Annotated in this window: 12 protein-coding genes; 9 read left to right on the top strand and 3 right to left on the bottom strand. The window is 72.2% G+C overall.

What is annotated here, in order from left to right; translation table 11 throughout:
- Positions 1–33: 33 nt before the first annotated feature.
- Entirely contained in the window at positions 34–765 is a 732-nt protein-coding gene (locus tag H9L22_RS15150; RefSeq protein WP_187720636.1) for an SIR2 family NAD-dependent protein deacylase, read from the bottom strand.
- A 62-nt stretch (positions 766–827) separates the two neighbouring features.
- Here H9L22_RS15150 and H9L22_RS15155 point away from each other — a divergent pair, with 62 nt between their 5' ends.
- Genes H9L22_RS15155 through H9L22_RS15165 form a run of 3 tightly spaced genes read left to right on the top strand, consistent with a single transcriptional unit; the run spans position 828 to position 3,606 of the window.
- Positions 828–1,118, top strand: coding sequence for a FeoA family protein (locus tag H9L22_RS15155; RefSeq protein WP_187720637.1), 291 nt, complete (start codon positions 828–830; stop codon positions 1,116–1,118).
- A 56-nt stretch (positions 1,119–1,174) separates the two neighbouring features.
- Positions 1,175–3,052 carry a ferrous iron transporter B gene (gene feoB, locus H9L22_RS15160; RefSeq protein WP_226966339.1) on the top strand — a complete coding sequence of 626 codons (1,878 nt, stop codon included), beginning with the start codon at positions 1,175–1,177 and terminating at the stop codon, positions 3,050–3,052.
- A complete protein-coding gene (locus H9L22_RS15165; protein WP_187720639.1) occupies positions 3,049–3,606 on the top strand; it encodes a NifU family protein in 558 nt (185 codons plus the stop codon). The genes feoB and H9L22_RS15165 overlap by 4 nt, the downstream gene beginning before the upstream one ends.
- Before the next feature lie 12 nt (positions 3,607–3,618).
- Here H9L22_RS15165 and H9L22_RS15170 read toward each other — a convergent pair whose 3' ends face one another.
- Complete coding sequence (locus tag H9L22_RS15170) at positions 3,619–4,821, bottom strand: YibE/F family protein (protein ID WP_187720640.1); 1,203 nt, start codon at positions 4,819–4,821, stop codon at positions 3,619–3,621.
- 48 nt (positions 4,822–4,869) lie between these two features.
- Between H9L22_RS15170 and H9L22_RS15175 the strand changes: the two genes are divergently transcribed.
- Together H9L22_RS15175 and H9L22_RS15180 are read left to right on the top strand one after the other, a co-directional pair.
- Complete coding sequence (locus H9L22_RS15175) at positions 4,870–5,058, top strand: DUF6767 domain-containing protein (protein ID WP_187720641.1); 189 nt, start codon at positions 4,870–4,872, stop codon at positions 5,056–5,058.
- Positions 5,059–5,067: 9 nt separating this feature from the next.
- A complete protein-coding gene (locus H9L22_RS15180; RefSeq protein WP_226965902.1) occupies positions 5,068–5,955 on the top strand; it encodes a rhomboid family intramembrane serine protease in 888 nt (295 codons plus the stop codon).
- On the opposite strand, the gene H9L22_RS15185 is transcribed toward H9L22_RS15180, so the two are convergent.
- Positions 5,930–6,862 (bottom strand): TIGR01777 family oxidoreductase, encoded by a 933-nt coding sequence (locus tag H9L22_RS15185; RefSeq protein WP_187720642.1) that lies wholly within the window; start codon positions 6,860–6,862, stop codon positions 5,930–5,932. The two genes, H9L22_RS15180 and H9L22_RS15185, sit on opposite strands and share 26 nt — an antisense overlap.
- A gap of 152 nt (positions 6,863–7,014) precedes the next feature.
- Between H9L22_RS15185 and H9L22_RS15190 the strand changes: the two genes are divergently transcribed.
- From H9L22_RS15190 to H9L22_RS15205, 4 genes are read left to right on the top strand one after another with little or no spacing between them, the layout of a single operon-like run.
- A complete protein-coding gene (locus H9L22_RS15190) occupies positions 7,015–7,461 on the top strand; it encodes a hypothetical protein (protein WP_187720643.1) in 447 nt (148 codons plus the stop codon).
- Entirely contained in the window at positions 7,458–10,079 is a 2,622-nt protein-coding gene (locus H9L22_RS15195; RefSeq protein ID WP_187720644.1) for a hypothetical protein, read from the top strand. Before H9L22_RS15190 ends, H9L22_RS15195 begins: the two co-directional genes overlap by 4 nt.
- On the top strand, positions 10,064–13,540 hold the full coding sequence (locus H9L22_RS15200) for a tubulin-like doman-containing protein (protein ID WP_187720645.1): 3,477 nt from the start codon (positions 10,064–10,066) through the stop codon (positions 13,538–13,540). The genes H9L22_RS15195 and H9L22_RS15200 overlap by 16 nt, the downstream gene beginning before the upstream one ends.
- A complete protein-coding gene (locus tag H9L22_RS15205) occupies positions 13,524–16,154 on the top strand; it encodes a hypothetical protein (RefSeq protein ID WP_187720646.1) in 2,631 nt (876 codons plus the stop codon). Before H9L22_RS15200 ends, H9L22_RS15205 begins: the two co-directional genes overlap by 17 nt.
- The last annotated feature ends 7 nt before the right edge of the window (positions 16,155–16,161 follow it).

Raw genomic sequence — 16,161 nt, forward strand, 5'->3', positions numbered from 1 at the left:
GCTCCTTCGCAGCGACGGTGGTCGCTCCCGACCCTAGCCGAGCAGGCCGGGCAGCACGTCGTCGAGTTGGCCCCGGATCACCTCGTCGGCCTCGTCGTCGAATGCCGTCCGGCTGGCGTTGACGATGACGCCCCGCGCCCCGTGCTCCATCGCCAGCGGGAACAGCCCGGCGACAGGGTAGACGCCGAGCGTGGTGCCGACGGCGACGATCGCGTCACAGTCCTCGGCCGCGGTGACGGCGGCCTGCATCACGTCGGGGTCGAGCACCTCCTCGAACAGGATGACGGTGGCCCGGGTGATCCCGCCGCAGGTGGGGCAGCGCGGGTCCTCCTCGCCAGCCGCGACGCGCGTCAACATTTCCTCCATCGGGCCGCTGGCGCCGCAGCGTTCGCAGCGCCAGGTGCGCATCGATCCGTGGATCTCGATGACGCTGGCCGGGTCGGAGCCTGCGAGCTGGTGCAGCCCGTCCGTGTTCTGCGTCACGATGGCCCGCACCCGGCCCTGGCGGCCGAGTTCGGCGATGGCCCGGTGCGCCTTCGTCGGCTGGGCGGCCCAGGCGGCCGGGTTGGCGCGCCGCCGCCAGGCGGACTTCCGGACGTCCTCGTCGTTCAGGTACCAGGACAGGGTCGAGACGAGCTCGGCGTACGGGTCGCGGGTCCAGAGTCCCTCCGGGCCGCGGAAGTCGGGGATTCCGGCGGCGGTGGAGAGCCCGGCCCCGCTCAGGATCAGGATCCGGGAGGCTTCTGCGAGCGAGGAGATGGCCATGGAGGACAGCCTAACCTCACCCCGATACGGGGATTTCGGGCCGTGGTGTTAGCGTAATTCGCATGTCGCTCGTGGAGACCTTCGCCGCCCGGCGCTGCGTGACCGCCCAGGCGCTCTCGGAAGCGCCCACCCGGACGCTCGATGAGCTCGCCGTCGGGGAGGCCGCTGCGGTCATGGCGTTCGACGCCGACGACGTGGTCGCCCGCCGCCTGTTCGATCTCGGCTTCGCGCCCGGCGAGAGCGTCGTCCGGCTGCGCCGCGCCCCGCTGGGCGACCCGCTCATGTTCCGCGTCGGCGGCGTCGAGATCGTGCTGCGTCGCGCAGAGGCCCGACGGATCCTGGTAGCGGCGTGAGCCACCAGCACCACGGCGGCCCTGGCCCCGCCACCAGCGTCGTCGACGCGCCCCGCGTGGCGCTGGTCGGCAGCCCCAACGCGGGCAAGACCACCCTGTTCAACAGCCTCACGGGGCTGCGCGCCAAGACCGGCAACTACCCGGGCGTCACCGTCGCCCGCTACGAGGGCGTCCTCGACACGCCGGCTGGCCCGTTCGTCGTCGAGGATCTGCCCGGCACCTACTCGCTCGACCCGATCAGCCCCGACGAGGAGGTCGTCGCGCACGCTCTGGAACAGGCGCACGAACTGGCGGGCCTGCTCGTGGTCGTCGACGCGACCAACCTGCGCCGGGGCCTGGGGCTCATCGCCCAGGTGCAGCAGGCCGGGCTGCCCACCGCCGTCGTGCTGACGTTCGTCGACGAGCTGACCCGCCGCGGCGGCCGCGTGAATCCCGAGGCGCTGTCTCGGGCGCTGGGCGTCACCGTCATCCCGGTCGTCGCCGGCGACAGGCGCGGTGTCGACGCGCTGCGCGACCGACTGACCCGTCTCGATGCCTGGCCCGCCCCGCCGGTGCCGCCGCCGACCGACCCCGCCGACGTCACCGCCTGGGCGACGTCCGTCCTGGCCTCGGCCCAGTTCGCGGCCCCCGACCCTGACTCCCGCACCGGTCGCCTCGACGCCGTCCTCCTCCACCCCGTGTGGGGGACCCTCATCTTCTTCGTGACGATGTTCGCGTTCTTCCAGACGATCTTCCTCGTCGCCGCCCCCATGCAGGGCTGGATCGAGACGGCGTTCGCCTTGCTGGGTGACCTCGCCCGCGACACGATCCCCATCCGCTGGCTGTCGGCCTTCGTCGCCGACGCTCTGCTCGGCGGCGTCGGCGGCGTGCTCGTGTTCCTCCCGCAGATCGCCCTGTTGTTCGTGTTGGTGTCTCTGCTCGAGGGCACCGGCTACCTGTCACGGGCCGCCTACCTGATGGACCGGATCATGGCCACCGCGGGCCTCGAGGGGCGGGCGTTCGTCGCCCTGCTCAGCTCGGTGGCCTGCGCCATCCCCGGCATCATGGCCACCCGCACGCTGCCATCGGCCCGCGACCGGCTCGCCACCATGATGGCCGCCCCGCTCATGACGTGCTCCGCCCGGCTGCCCGTCTACGTGCTGCTGATCGGGATGCTCGTCCCGCCTGAGGCGGGCTGGGGCCCGATCCGGTTCCAGGGCCTCATCCTGTTCGGCCTCTACCTGCTCGGCGCGGCCTCAGCGATGGCGGCCGCATGGTTCTTCAAGCGCGTCGTCGGCCGCAACTCCGGCGTGCCGCTGCCGTTCTACATGGAGATGCCCAGCTACCGGCTGCCGCGCGCGAAGACCGTGCTGATCTCCGTCTGGGACGCCTGCCGCGCCTTCCTGAAGAAGGTCACCTCCATCATCCTCATCACGACGGTGGTGCTGTGGGGGCTGCTGAACCTGCCCGTGCAGGGCGCCGACGCGCTCGAGGCGGCCGGCGTCGACCCGACCGACGAGGTCGCAGTCGCCACCTACACGATCGACAACTCGGCCGCGGCCTGGGTGGGGCGCGCGGTGTCGCCGGTCTTCGAGCCTCTCGGCTTCGACTGGCGCGTCAACGTCGGGGTCATCTCCTCCCTGGCGGCCCGCGAGGTGTTCGTGGCGACGATGGGGCAGGTCGCCGCGGCCTCCGACCCCGAGGATCCCGCGGCGGCGCTCGCCTCCATGACCTACGAGGACGGCCCCCGACAGGGTGAGCTGGTCTTCACCCCGCCGACCGTCGCGGCGCTGCTCGTGTTCTTCGTCTACGCCCTGCAGTGCATGTCGACGCTCGGCGTCATGCGCCGCGAGACCGGCACCTGGCGCTGGCCGGCCATCGCGTTCGGCTACCTCGGCGTCGTCGCCTGGGGCATGGCCTGGCTGGCCCACACCCTCGTAGGAGTCCTCACATGAAACGCGCGATCCATCCTGAGTCGGTCCCCGGTGAGCCGCGGGCCATCCGCTGGGTAACCGAGACCGGCCTCGGCGCCGGTCGCGTGCTGGCCGCGCCCGGCACCGTCGGCCCGCTGCTGGAGTACGGGGTGCTGACCCGGATCCTGGTCGAGCCGCAGGGCGTGTGGACGTGGCTGGCCGACGGCAAGACGTGGACCGATCACGGGCCCCGCATCCGCGACGCCATCTCCGCCGCGCTCGCCCTGGACGGCTGGGAGGTCTCCGACGGCGACGCCGACCTTCTGCGGCTCGTCGCCCGCGAGGTCCTCGACGGCGAGCTGTCGGCCTACATCGCGTCCCACGGCGGCCACATCGCCGTCTCCGAGGCGGATGTCGACACGCTCACCCTCGACTTCACGGGCGCCTGCGAGGACTGCCCCGCGGCTGCCAGCACCCTGAACGACCGGATCGAGACGGCAGTGCGGGCCCGCTACCCGCGGCTGAGCGGCATCCGACGCACGGGCGCCGAGCCCCGCCATCGCGGCTTCCTCGGCATCCCGTTCCCGCGCCGCTGACGACCCCGCCGGTCAGTCCTCGATGTGGCGCGGCTCGGTCAGCACCTTGGCCGGCCCCACCGTCAGGGCCGCGATGCCGGTGGTGATCGGCACGCTCAGGATCAGGCCGATCGCCGAGGCCAGCGTCCGCACCCCCTCGCCGGCGAACATCTCGACGCCGAACAGGTCGAGCGGCTCCCTGGTCGTGAAGTAGAGCAGCAGGAGCACCGCCAGCGCGCCGCCGGCGTAGGCGAAGACGATCGTGTAGATGGTCGACGCGATGTGGTCGCGCCCGATCCGCATCCCCGCCCGGAAAACCTCGAGCCGCGACCACTGGGGCGCGGCCGCCCGCAGCTCCCAGACGGCAGAGGCCTGCGTGATCGTCACGTCGTTCAGCACGCCGAGGCCGCCGATGATGATGCCCACCATCAAGAGGTCCTGGAAGTCGATCGCGGGCGCCAGGGTGCCGAGGTCGTACTCGTTCTCGTCGGCGAAGCCTGAGAGCCGGGCCGCGGCGACGGCGATCGCCCCGAGCGCCGTCGTGACGGCGAGCCCCAGCATGGTGCCCGCCAGGGCGGCCGACGTCCGCAGGGAGATGCCGTGGGCGACGTACAAGACGATGTACATGATCACCGTCGAGCCGGCGAGCGCCACCGCCATCCCCGGCTTGCCGACGATGATCGCGGGCAGCATGAACCCGACCAGCACCCAGGCCGCGATCCCCAGCCCGACGAGGGCCATCAGGCCGCGCAGGCGGGCGACGGCGAGGACGGCGGCGACGAAGAGCAGCGTGAGGATCAGCAGCACGGGCAGCCGGTTCACGCCGCTGAAGGAGTAGTAGGGGCCCTCGTCGGTGGGGATCCTGGCGACCTCGATCGAGTCGCCGGCGCGGAGCCCGTTGTGGGCCGTCGGCCCGGACAGCTCGATGGTCCGCGTTGAGTCGGCGTCGTCGCCGGTGGTGATGGTGATGGCCAGCGTGAGGCAGCGGGGCGACCCCTCGAAGTCCTCAGCGCAGCCCTCGGTCACCGCGTCGATCGTCGCGTCCTCGTAGGTGACGCCCGGCGCGTCGACCACCCGGTTCAGCGCCTGGTCCAGCTCGGCGCCGCTCGGCCACAGCCAGATCAGGCCGGCGACGGCGAAGGCTGCGACGACGGCCAGGAAGCCGATGAGGATGGTTCTGGCGCGCTGGCCGACCTCCACGACGCCGTGGTTGCCGTGCCCATGCCCGTGACCCATGCCGGCAAACCTACCGGCCTCCGGGCCCGGTCTAGGGTGGAGGGCGCCATGTCCACGACCCCCAGCCCCCGCCCCCGTCGACGCCCCGACCCGCGCTGCCCGCTCCGTCCGGGCGAGCCCTGCACCCTGTGCCAGGCCAGCGTCACCGGTCCGCAGGACTGCGGGCTCGTCTACCTGATCATGGACGACCCTGAGGCGCGCGAGGCGTTCGCCGAGTCGAAGCGACGCTCTAGCTAGACTCGTCGCATGGATGACGCCCCCGCCTGTTACCGCCACCCGGATCGACAGACGCGCATCGCCTGCCAACGGTGCGAACGGCCCATCTGTCCCGACTGCATGGTGCCCGGATCTGTCGGTTTCCAGTGCCCCGAGTGCGTCGCCCGCGGCGCCAGGGAGACACGCCAGTTCCAGCTTCCCTACGGCGGCGAGCGGACCAACGACCCGAAGCGCACCACGTTCGTGCTCATCGCCATCAACGTCCTCGTCTGGGTTGCGCTCCTCGCGACGGGCGGGAGTACCAGCCCCCTGCTCAGCTATCTCGCGCTGATCCCCGAGGGCTACTGCGTGCTGCCGGGCGGCGAGTACATCCATCCCGACCCCGCCTACTGCGCCAGCGCCGGGGTGCCGTGGGCGGGCATCACGTCCATGCCGTGGCAGGCGATCACCTCAGGCTTCACCCACGTGCAGGCCTTCCACATCGCGTCGAACATGTTCGTGCTGTACATGCTCGGCCCGATCATCGAGCAGATCCTCGGCCGCGCCCGGTTCCTGGCGATCTACTTCGTCGCGCTGCTCGGCGGCTCCGCCCTCGCAGTGCTCTTCTCCGACTTCGGCGACTCGCACATCGGCGCGTCGGGCGCGATCTACGGCCTGCTCGGCGCGACCGCGCTCATCGCGTTCAAGCACAAGGGCGACTTCCGACGGATGATGACGTGGATCGGCGTCGGCCTCGTCCTCTCCTTCGTCAACATCTCCATCTCGTGGCAGGGCCACCTCGGCGGCCTGCTGTTCGGGCTGGCCGCGACCGCGGCCATCATCTACCTGCCGCGGGCGAAGCGGAACCTGCAGTGGCCGCTGCTCGGCTCGCTGGGGGTGCTCGCCGTCGTCCTCATGGTCGTCGGGGTTCTCCTCTGAGCTCGTGGTGCAGGGCCGACTCGAGCGTGGGGAAGTGGAAGGCGAACCCTGACTCGACGAGCCGGTCGGCGCTGACCCGCTGATCGGTGTCGATGAGTTCTTCGTAGCCCTCCTCGCCGAGCAGCAGCTTCGGGCCGAATGACGGCGTCGGCAGCCACGCGGGACGGCGGGCGACCCGGCCGACGGTGCGGGCGAACTCCTGCTGCGTGGCTGGAGCCGGGGCGACGGCGTTGACGGGCCCGGACAGGGTCGGGGTGGTCAGGGCGTGGACGTAGGCGCGCACCAGATCCTCCAGCGCGATCCAGCTCAGCCAGGCGTCGGCGTGCGTGAGGCGGCCGCCGAGACCGAGGCGGAACAGCGGCAGCTGCGCGGCCAGCGCCCCGCCGCGGCGGCTCAGCACGATCCCAGTGCGGAGGAACACGACCCTCGCCCCACCCTCGACGGCGGGCGCCGCGGCCCGCTCCCAGTGGTCGACGACATCGGCCAGGAACCCGTCCCCCGGGGGCAGATCCTCGGTGAGCCACGAGTCCCCGCGGCGCGGGCCGTAGTAGCCGATGGCGGAGGCCTGCACCAGGGTCGGCACCCCGGCGCCCAGGAGCGCGGGAACGAGCGTCCCGGTCGACTCGAGGCGTGAGCGCAGGACCTCTGCCTTGTGGTCTGCGGTGAAACGGCCGTCGATCGACTCGCCAGCCAGGTGGACGACGGCGTCGGCGCCGGCGAGCGCTTCGCCGGGGATCATGCCCGCGGCGGGATCCCACTGGAACTCGTCGGGCCCCCGGCCGGGACGGCGGACCAGCCTGCGGACGGTGTGCCCCGCGGCGCGCAGGCGTTCCACGAGCCTGGCGCCGATCAGTCCGGTGGAGCCCGTGACGGCCACCGTGAGCGCGCTGGTTTCGTTGTCGGTCATACGGCTCCTTTGGTCGTCCCGTCATTCTACGAAGCGTGGGGCCGCCGCGGGCGAGTCGGCAACGACCCGGGTTCTCCCCGGAGGGTCGACTCAGGGTGGGATCCGGCCCCGGACCGAGGTTGGCTGAGTGTCTCCTCCGCTACATTTGGGCCATGAATTGGGCACAGCCAGGACAGGGGACGCCGTCCGGTCACGGCCCGGGCGGAGATGGCTGGTCGAATCCGACCGCACGCTTCGACGCGGCAGCTGCCGGCGACGGTTTCGGGCCCGGCCCCGGGCTCGAGCTGGTGACCCCGAACCGGCCGCCCGTCATATGGCTGGGGATCGCGCTGCTGCTGGTCGTCGTCGCTGTGATCGTCGGGCTCGTCGGCGGCACCGCCACCACGGGCCTGATCGGCTGGCTCCTGGCCGGCCCGGCCGCCATCTCGACGATCGCCGTCTTCTCCGTCGCCGACGCCCGCCGCCGCGAGTCCGGCTGGTACACGCCGTCCGACCTCGCCGACTGGGGCAGGCGCATCATCATCGTCGCGGCGCTGGTCGCCGTCACGCTCTGCGCCTGGTTCATCGCGAACGACGTGGCCCGGGGACAGTGGCGATGAGGGGCCCCCGCGCGGCTCTCGGGGCGGTCCTGCTCGGTGCCCTGACGGCGCTCGCTGGCGTCGTCACCCCCACCACGGCGCTGGCCGACGATCCCGAACTGACCCCGGTTGAGCGGTTCTCCAGCTGCGTCGCCGGCGGCGGCCAGGGCAACCTGCTGCTGATGTTCGACACGTCCGGCTCCCTGGCCGACACCGACCCCGACGCAGGCCGCGTCACTGCGGCGACCGCCACGATGACCCGGCTGGCCGCCAAGCTCGCCGAGGTGCCCGACTCCACCGTCGATGTCGCCGTCTCCGGCTTCAGCACCGGCTTTGCCACGTCGCTGGGTTGGACGGCGTTGTCGACGCAGAGCGCGCCCACCATCAACGCGGCCATCGAGGCGTACGCTGACCGCGACCGCGACGTCGACACCGACTATTGGTCGGCCATGGACGGCGCCCGTCGTGCCTTCTCCGAGCGGATCGCCACGCAGGAGAACCCCTGCAACCTGCTGATGTGGTTCTCCGACGGCGAGTTCAACCTCAACGTCCGTGACAACGACTCCAAGCTGCAGCGCTGGGGTGGCCTCAAGCCGTGGGCGCCCGACAACAAGCTGGGCAACCGCGCGCAGGTGACCCAGGCACTCGAGGCCGGCCGCAGCGACCTGTGTCGACCCGGCGGCCTGGCCGACCAGCTGCGTTCGCTCGACGTCGCGACCATCGGGCTGGGGCTCGCCGTCGACCTGGAGCCATCGGCGTTCGACCTGATGCAGGGCATCACCACCGGCAGCGCCGGTTGCGGGCAGATCACCCAGCCGACGCCCGGCGAGTTCATCATGGCCTCGGACGTCGACGACCTGATCTTCGCCTTCATCACCGCCCTCGACCCGGTGACCGAACCGACGACGACGCAGCCGTGCGTCGACACGGAATGCGCCGAGGGCACCCGCACCTTCGTGCTCGACGGCTCCATCGGGGCCGTCAACGCCACCGCGAAGACGCCGCTCGACGGCACCCGGATCCTCCTCAGGACCCGCACCGGCGACAGCATCGAGCTCACACAGGGCACCGGAGAACAGAACCTGGGAGGCTCGACGCTGGCCTGGGAGTGGCTCACGCCCCAGGTGCTCACCTTCGACCTGACCCGCGTCGATGCCGACGACTGGGCCGGCCCGTGGGGCATCGTCTTCATCGCCTCCGAGGCCACCGACGAGCTCGCCAAGTCGACGATCACGCTGAAGGGCGATATCGCCCCGACGCTGGTCGACCGGGCCGTCCGGCTGCAGATCGGCGCCGAGCCGGTCGCGTTGCAGCTCGGCACCGTCGACCGCAACGGCGCCCGCATCGACCCGGAGACGCTGTCGGAGGAGACGGTCCTGTCCGCGCGCCTGATCGCCGGCGAGGAGACCATGACGCTGGCGGACGACCTGACCAAGGGCGACATCGAGGTCCCCATCCCCGTCGACGTGGACGACCTGCAGCCCGGCATCGCCGAGCTCGTGCTCACCCTTGACGTCACGACGCAGGCCTGGACCGAGAACGGGGTCACCACGCCCGGCACGCGCCTCGAGCCGCGCCACGCATCGTTCCCGATCGTCATCGCGCCCCCCGTCGACTTCCCCAGCATCCCGGCCCGGATCAGTTTCGGCTCCACCGAGAAGCCTGACCCCGTCACCGTCCTGCTGCCCATCACGGGCGAGGGTTGCGCCTGGCTCTCCGGCGACACCACCTTCACCGGCTACCCCGACGGCCTCGACAACGCCCAGCTCACCTCCCCGGCCGCCGGGCGTGACTCCTGCGCGAAGGGCAACCTCGAGCTCACCCTCGACCCCGGCGGTCTCGGCAACGGCTCGCTGGTCGGCACCACGAAGGTGATGCTCGCCGCCGCCGACTCGTCGGCCGAGCCCATCGCCGTCGACCTGGCCTTCGACCTCAGCCAGTCTCGGCCCGCGTCGCAGCCCGTGCTGTGGGGGACGCTGATCCTCGTCACGCTGCTCGGGGTCGCGATCCCCGTCGGCATCCTCTACCTCGTGAAGTACCTGACGGCGACCATCCCGGGCACCGCGGTGCTCGCCGGCACCGTCAGCGGCCCCGTCGACGACGCCCACGCCTTCACCGACGCCGGCGTCCCGCTCGACGTGACGCGCCTGCAGATGGCCCACCTCACCGACCGTCGCCAGGTGACGGTCGCGGGCCGCACCCTCCACGCGAAGATGGGGGCGGCGCTGACCGAGCCCGGCTACGTCGTCGTCGCCACCCCCGGCCCCTCCGCTGGCGGACGCGGCACGCTCCAGTCGGTGCGCGGTGACGCCCGCCTGCCGCTGGCCGTGCAGGGCAACTGGATGGTCGCGCTCGACCCGCAGCGCCCCGGCAGCGGCCCCGTCGAGATCACCGTCTTCACGGCCCCCGGCGCACCCGGCTTCGCCGACCTGCTCGACGACGTGCGCGCCAACATCCGCGTCGCCGTCGCCCGGCTGCGCGAGGGGCTGCCCCCGACGCCGGCCCGGCGGCACCCGCCGCCGATCCCTGGGCGAACCCGCCCGGCGGTTCCCGACCCACCACCGGACCCAGTTCGTGGTGACGACAGCAGCCCCGCGACGGGGATCCATGGAGGAGAAGACAAGTGCGTAGATTCCTGATCGTCGGCTGTGGTGGCTCCGGTGGCCGGACGGTGCGGCTCCTCATGGACCAGCTCCGCGCGGACCTCCGCGCCAGGGGGATCTCGCGGCTGCCCGACGCCTGGCAGTTCGTGCACATCGACGTGCCGGTCGATCCCGACCGTGGTCCTGCCCCGCTCGGCTCGATCCGCGACCTGGGCGGCCAGTACGTCTCGTTCTCCTCGCCGACCAACACCTACCTGGCGACGGCGAACGCCGTCGAGGCGCAGCTGGCCAGCAAGGGCGGCAACTTCGCGCCGCTGATGGGCTGGGCGCCCCGCGACCGGGAGACCGCCAACGGGATCCCTGTCAACAACGGTGCCGGCCAGTACCGCGCCGTCGGCCGCATGCTGACGCTGCCGCGGCTCACGAACCTGCACGAGACCCTGGTCGCGGCGCAGGCCCGTGCCGTCGCCCCCGACGCGTGGGGCGAGGTCCCGCTGAACGAGCAGACGAGCAACGTCATCATCCCGATCGTCATCGGCTCCATGGCCGGCGGCTCCGGCGCCTCGATGTTCCTCGACGTGTGCCGCGTGCTCGGCACCCTGCCGGGCGTCAAGCCGCAGAACATCGGCTGCTTCCTGTTCACGGCCGACGTGTTCGCCGAGCTCCCCGCCGGGGTGCGGGCCAACGTCGAGGGCAACGCCATGGGCGCCATGCCCGAGATCCTCGGCGCCATCACCCGCCTGTCGGAGGCCTTCGACAAGGAGACCTATCAGCGGCTCGGCCTGCCGTTCACCCCGGGCAACCCGCCCTTCGGCCGTGTCTTCCCGATCGGACGGCGCATCGGCGGCGACGGCGCCTACTTCGGTGACGGCTCGGCCGACGGCGTGTACCGCGGCATCGGGCGGGCGCTGGCCGGCACGATGCTGTCGGAGGCGGCCACTGGCCAGTACGTCGATTTCATGCTCGGCAACCCGCAGCCGCTGGACTCGATGACGCAGAAGTTCGGGTGGCGTGCCGACCGGCGTGCCCTGCCCTTCGGCTCGCTCGGCTTCGCGTCGCTGTCGCTCGGCCGCGACCGGTATCTCGACTACGCGGCGCAGCGGCTCTCGCGCAGCGCCTCCGATCACCTGATCGAGGGCCACCTCAACCCCGCCAACCAGCTGCCCGGCAACGACCAGCTGCGGATGCTCATGGACAACCAGTGGGCCACGTCGCTGAACTCGATGGGGCTCCCGGTGCCCGGCTACCAGGTGCCGGACTGGTTCCAGTCCGTGGCGTTCCCGCGCGCCCACTGGGAGGCCTCGGCGCGGGAGGCGTCGTCGCCCGCGGTCGCCATGATCGGCAATTCCGGTCAGGCGCCGGCGGCGCAGTGGGTCAGCACCGTCGCCTCCTCGGTCGGTGCGATGCGCGACCAGGTGCGCTACCAGCTGCAGCGCTCCGCGTACGCATGGGCCGAGCAGTGGGCCTGGCAGCTGGAGGAGTGGGCCAAGGCCGAGTTCCTCCGCGTGGTCGCCGAGTTCGGCCTGCCCTACGGCCGTGAGCTCATGAGCCGCGTCCGGGGCCACCTCGACCAGGTCATCATGCAGCTCGCGGAGGCGGGCGCCAGCGCCGACGGCGCCGATCCCGTCGCGCTCGACCCCGCCGTCGGCCAGCAGGCCCAGGCGCTCGGCAAGAAGACCGTCGACATGACGCATCCGCTCGGCCAGATGACCGTCCGCTCGCTGCAGGCCTCGATGGAGAACCTGCTGCGCCGCGAGGCCGCCCGCGTGGCCGCCGGCGTGCTCCGTGGCTTCGCCGCCGACGTCCTCGGCGGCCTCGAGAAGGCGGCCAACGACGCGCTGCGCACCCTCGAGGTGGAGCGGGCCAAGGACTCCAGCGGTGCGGGACTCGCCCAGCTCGGCTCGGCCGTCTACGCCGACTGGCCGGACGAAACCGACCGGGTGCCGCTGCGGTTCAACCACGCCGAGAACGAGATCCTCCTGACGACGGCCGATGACTTCCCGGCGCAGTTCCGCAGCGACGTTGTCGCCTCCGCCAACGACGGCTCCAACTACCTGCAGGGACTCGGCAAGCTACGTGCTGAGACGATTGCCGGCCGCTGGGAGACCACCGGCTCGAAGGTTGCCCAGGACGTGCTGCAGCAGGCCAGCCACTGGCGTGCCAGCGTGCTGCCGAACCGGGCCGGCGACGGTGCGCCGACCCCCGAATCGAAGCCGGTGTACACGCTGGCGATGGATTCCTTCGGGATCCTGGACCGCTCCACCGCCCGGCTGGCCGCCGTCGGCGACGTGTTCGCCACGTTCGCCGGGGCCTCCATCTCGGACTACCTCGACGACCCCGCCGTGACGGCCATCGACCGGCAGCAGCGGCACGAGGGATTCGCCCGGAAGCTGGTGGAGACCATGGAGAAGGCCCGCCCCGTCGTCGGCATCGACGTGCCGATGGCCAAGCGTCTGCACAACGCCGAGATCCGCTACGTCTACTCCTTCTCGGAGATCCCGCTGGAGTCGGCGCACCCCGTCTCGCAGCAGGTGGGGCAGATGCTCCGCGCCCAGCCTGAGCTCGACACCACCTCTGTCGACAACTTCACGCGGGCCCTCGCCGGCGCGCTGTCGACGGCGGGCAAGGTCAACGTGTTCGGCTCGTACCAGAAGGTCTCGCCGATGTGTTACACGTCGCTGCTGGAGCCGATCCAGGCCCGCTGGGCCATGTCGCCGGTCAGCGCGCAGCGCGACCTGTGGCAGTGGAAGCGGACCCGCCCGCTGTACGCGGCGCTGGCCATGTCGCAGGAGGAGGCCGAGGCGATCGTCGCAGGCTGGTACCTGGGGCGCCTGATCGGGCTCGTCCGGCAGGACAACTACGGCACCGCCGAGGTGATGGGCGCCCGCGGCTGGCTCGGATTCGGAGAGCTGCTGAGCTCGGAGGAGACGGCGGTGCGGACCCCGCACGACGTGCTCGCCGGCATCCTCATGAGCCACGCCTGGGCGTTCGTCCGCTGCGTCGGCGATGCCGACCTGGCCCCGCTCGCCCCCTACGAGGCGCTGCGGATGCTCATCGACGGCGCCGACAGCAACGAGCAGTCCCGCCCCGACGACTCCCTCAACGGCACCCAGCTGCTGCGGGCCGCGTTCTACGACCGGCCCATGGTGATCAACGGCGTGACGCTGACGGGTGACGGCCTGTCCCCGGTGCTCTCGCGCGTCGAGGGCACCACGCCTGCCGACGTGGTCAGGGCCCGCGTGGAGGCGACCCTGGAGTGGATCGACAACCTCAAGGCGATGCTCGCCGGCGAGTGGGGCGCGACCGACACGTCGGGCCGCTCCGACGACGCCGCCGTCCGGGCGCTGCAGCTGAAGCTGGACGCCGACTCGATGCGGCGCCTGTCGCTGTTCGCGGAGCTGGCCCCGATCGCGCTGCCGGCCCTCGAACGGCTGAAGGTGCTGGTGCGGGCCGCCGGCGTCGACGATCAGGGGGCCAGGAATGACGTCTGGGTCTGACATCGTCGTCCTCGCGGCGCGGCGACCGGTGGCCGTCGCGCTGCAGGCCGTGCTGCACGACTGGATGGTGCAGGGTCTCGTGACGCCCGTCGCGGTCGTGGACCTCGACTCGCTCGTCGCGGGCCAGCAGGCGGTCCCCGCCACGGTGCTGGCCGACGGCCTCGCCACCACCACCGCGCTGCAGCAGCGGTTCGCCGCCAGCCGGGTCGCCCGCGTGCGGCTCGCCGTCGTCAACGTCGTCGACGAGCCCGACTCGGTCGTCGACGCGGCGCAGGCAGGGCAGGTGCTCGGCGTCGTGCGGCAGTCGGTGCCGGACGTGCCGGTGCTGCAGGCCTGCATCAACGCCGGCAGCCCCGGCGCCCAGTGGGCGGCGCGGACGCTGACCGTCTACGGCTGGCACAACCTCGCCGTCTCCCCGGAGGAGTCGCTGGCCCCGGCCCGCGGCGCCGCCGAGCTGGCCCAGTCGTCGTCCGACCCGCGCTGGCTGCTGCACCTCGTCGGCACCCTCTGCTCCCTGACCGCGCTGTGGCCGGGGCAGGAGAGGTCACCGCTCGACGACGTCGCCGCGCCGAGCGGCGGGCTCGTCGTCCCCGTCCGCGCGTTCTCCCGCTCCCTGTCGTCCGGTTCGGTGCAGGACGCCCTCGCGGCCCGCCTCGTGTCGGTCCGCGACCGCTACCCGACGCCGCGGGTCGACAGCGCGTACGCCGTCAGCGCCGACGACGAGGCCAGCACCGCCGTCGGCATGGCGCAGCAGCTGCTGAGCGTCCACATGGATGTCATGCCGCGGGTCCGCCATGCGACGCCGCAGGAGCCGGCCAAGCGCATCGGCGCCTGGGAGGCGATCCGCGGGTTCCTCACCTTCGCGGGCCAGTCGCTGGTCAGCGCGCCCGGCCGAGCCATCGAGGCGCTCAACAGGTCGGTGTCGCAGGCCACCGCCAGCGCCGTCCAGAACGCCGTCTTCGGGGGCGCCGACTCCGGTTTCGCCGTCGTCGTCCGCGGCGTCCGCGCCGACGGTTCGTCGGCCACCTGGGCGGAGTACGAGCAGTCCCTGGACTCCGTGATCCGACGCGTGGCGCCGAACAGCGGCGAGCTGGCCCCTGTGCAGCAGAAGCCCAAGCTGTGGGACGACTTCGTCGCGGGCGGACTGACGCTGCTCGACGCAGGCAACCGGTCGACCGACATGCCGCCGCGCACCCTCGGCTCGCAGCGCGCCGTCGTCAGCAGCACCGACCGCGTCGCCGTCGACCCTGCCGACACGTTCGTGCTGCCGCCCAACGTCGCCGCCTTCCTCCCCAACTGGGAGATCCAGGCCGGCGACGACATCGCCGTCGGCAGGCTCTTCGAGCGGCTCGAGCACCTGGGCCAGTCGCAGCCGCATCTGGCGCAGGTGGCCGGCGCCGAGGCGAACCGGCTGCGCGAGTGGGCCAACCGGGTCCGCGACTCCTACGCGGGCCACCTCGGTCGGACGCTCGGCGACGCGCACCGCGGCACGATCCTTGAGGTGCAGCAGTTGACGGCCGCCGTTGAACGGCTGAGCGCCCAGCCCGCGCTTCCCGCCGGCATGGGCGAGGAGCAGGACTCCCTGGCCAGCCAGGTGCGGGTGATGACGGCGGTGTCGGCCTCGCTGATCGCGATCGTCATCGCGCTGACCGCGCTGTCGGTCGTCACGTGGCCGTGGCTGATCCTGGCGATCCTCGCGGTCGTCGGCGGCTGGGCCGGGACCGGCGCCTGGCTGCACGTGCGCTCGTCGGCCCGCACTTACGCGATCCTCCACCAGGCCAGGGCGGCGACGACCCAGCTCGAGGACGCCGTGCGGCACCGCGTCGAGGCCCTCGAGGACCTGCGTCGGATCAGCCGCGCCTACCGGCAGTATCTCGACTGGGCCAGGGTGCTCGGCGCCTTCATCCACGCCCCGCTCGGCACCCCGACGGCGTCGGCGGAGCGGTCGCTCCACGTCGGCCAGGGCCTGCCCCTGAACCTCGCCATCGGCGTCGCCGTCCCCGACAAGGAGTCGGTCGACGACGTGGCGCAGCGGTGGCGCGGCGAACTGTTCCGCGTCGGCTGGTTGTCGGAGGCGTGGGGCGAGTTCCGCTCCGACCTGCCCGCCGCGCTGGGCCCGCTGCGGCATGCCCTGCAGACCGATCCGTCCCTCCTGTCCAGCGATCCCTCGCACGACGGCGAGCCGGTCCTGACCACCTGGAGCAGGGCACTAGCGGCCGCTGCCCCGACGCGGCCCGTCTCCGAGGCGACCGCCGCCCGCATCGTCGACCTGACAAGGGCCGACGCTGAGGCCCGTGACCGGCTGCTCGGCCGGGTGCTGGTCCGCGACACGCAGGGCGCGCCCCGCGAACTGTCGCGAACCCAGTTCATCGAGGGGCTCGAACGCACCGGCGTGCAGGGGAGCTTCCAGGGCGGCATGTTCGACCCGGCCGGCGCAGTGGTCGACATCCGTGACGTCCGCGACACGCGTTCCCGTGAGGACGCGACCGGCCTCGACGTCGCGCTCGTCGTCGCCCAGTTCGGCGGCGCCTACGACGCGTCGCTGCTCGCCGGCGGTCGCCGCGCGGCGGATCAGCCGCAGACCCTCCAGTCCTCGACCGATTCGTTCATCTAGGGGGCCG

The sequence above is a fragment of the Tessaracoccus defluvii genome (assembly GCF_014489575.1).
Lineage (GTDB): Bacteria > Actinomycetota > Actinomycetes > Propionibacteriales > Propionibacteriaceae > Arachnia > Arachnia defluvii.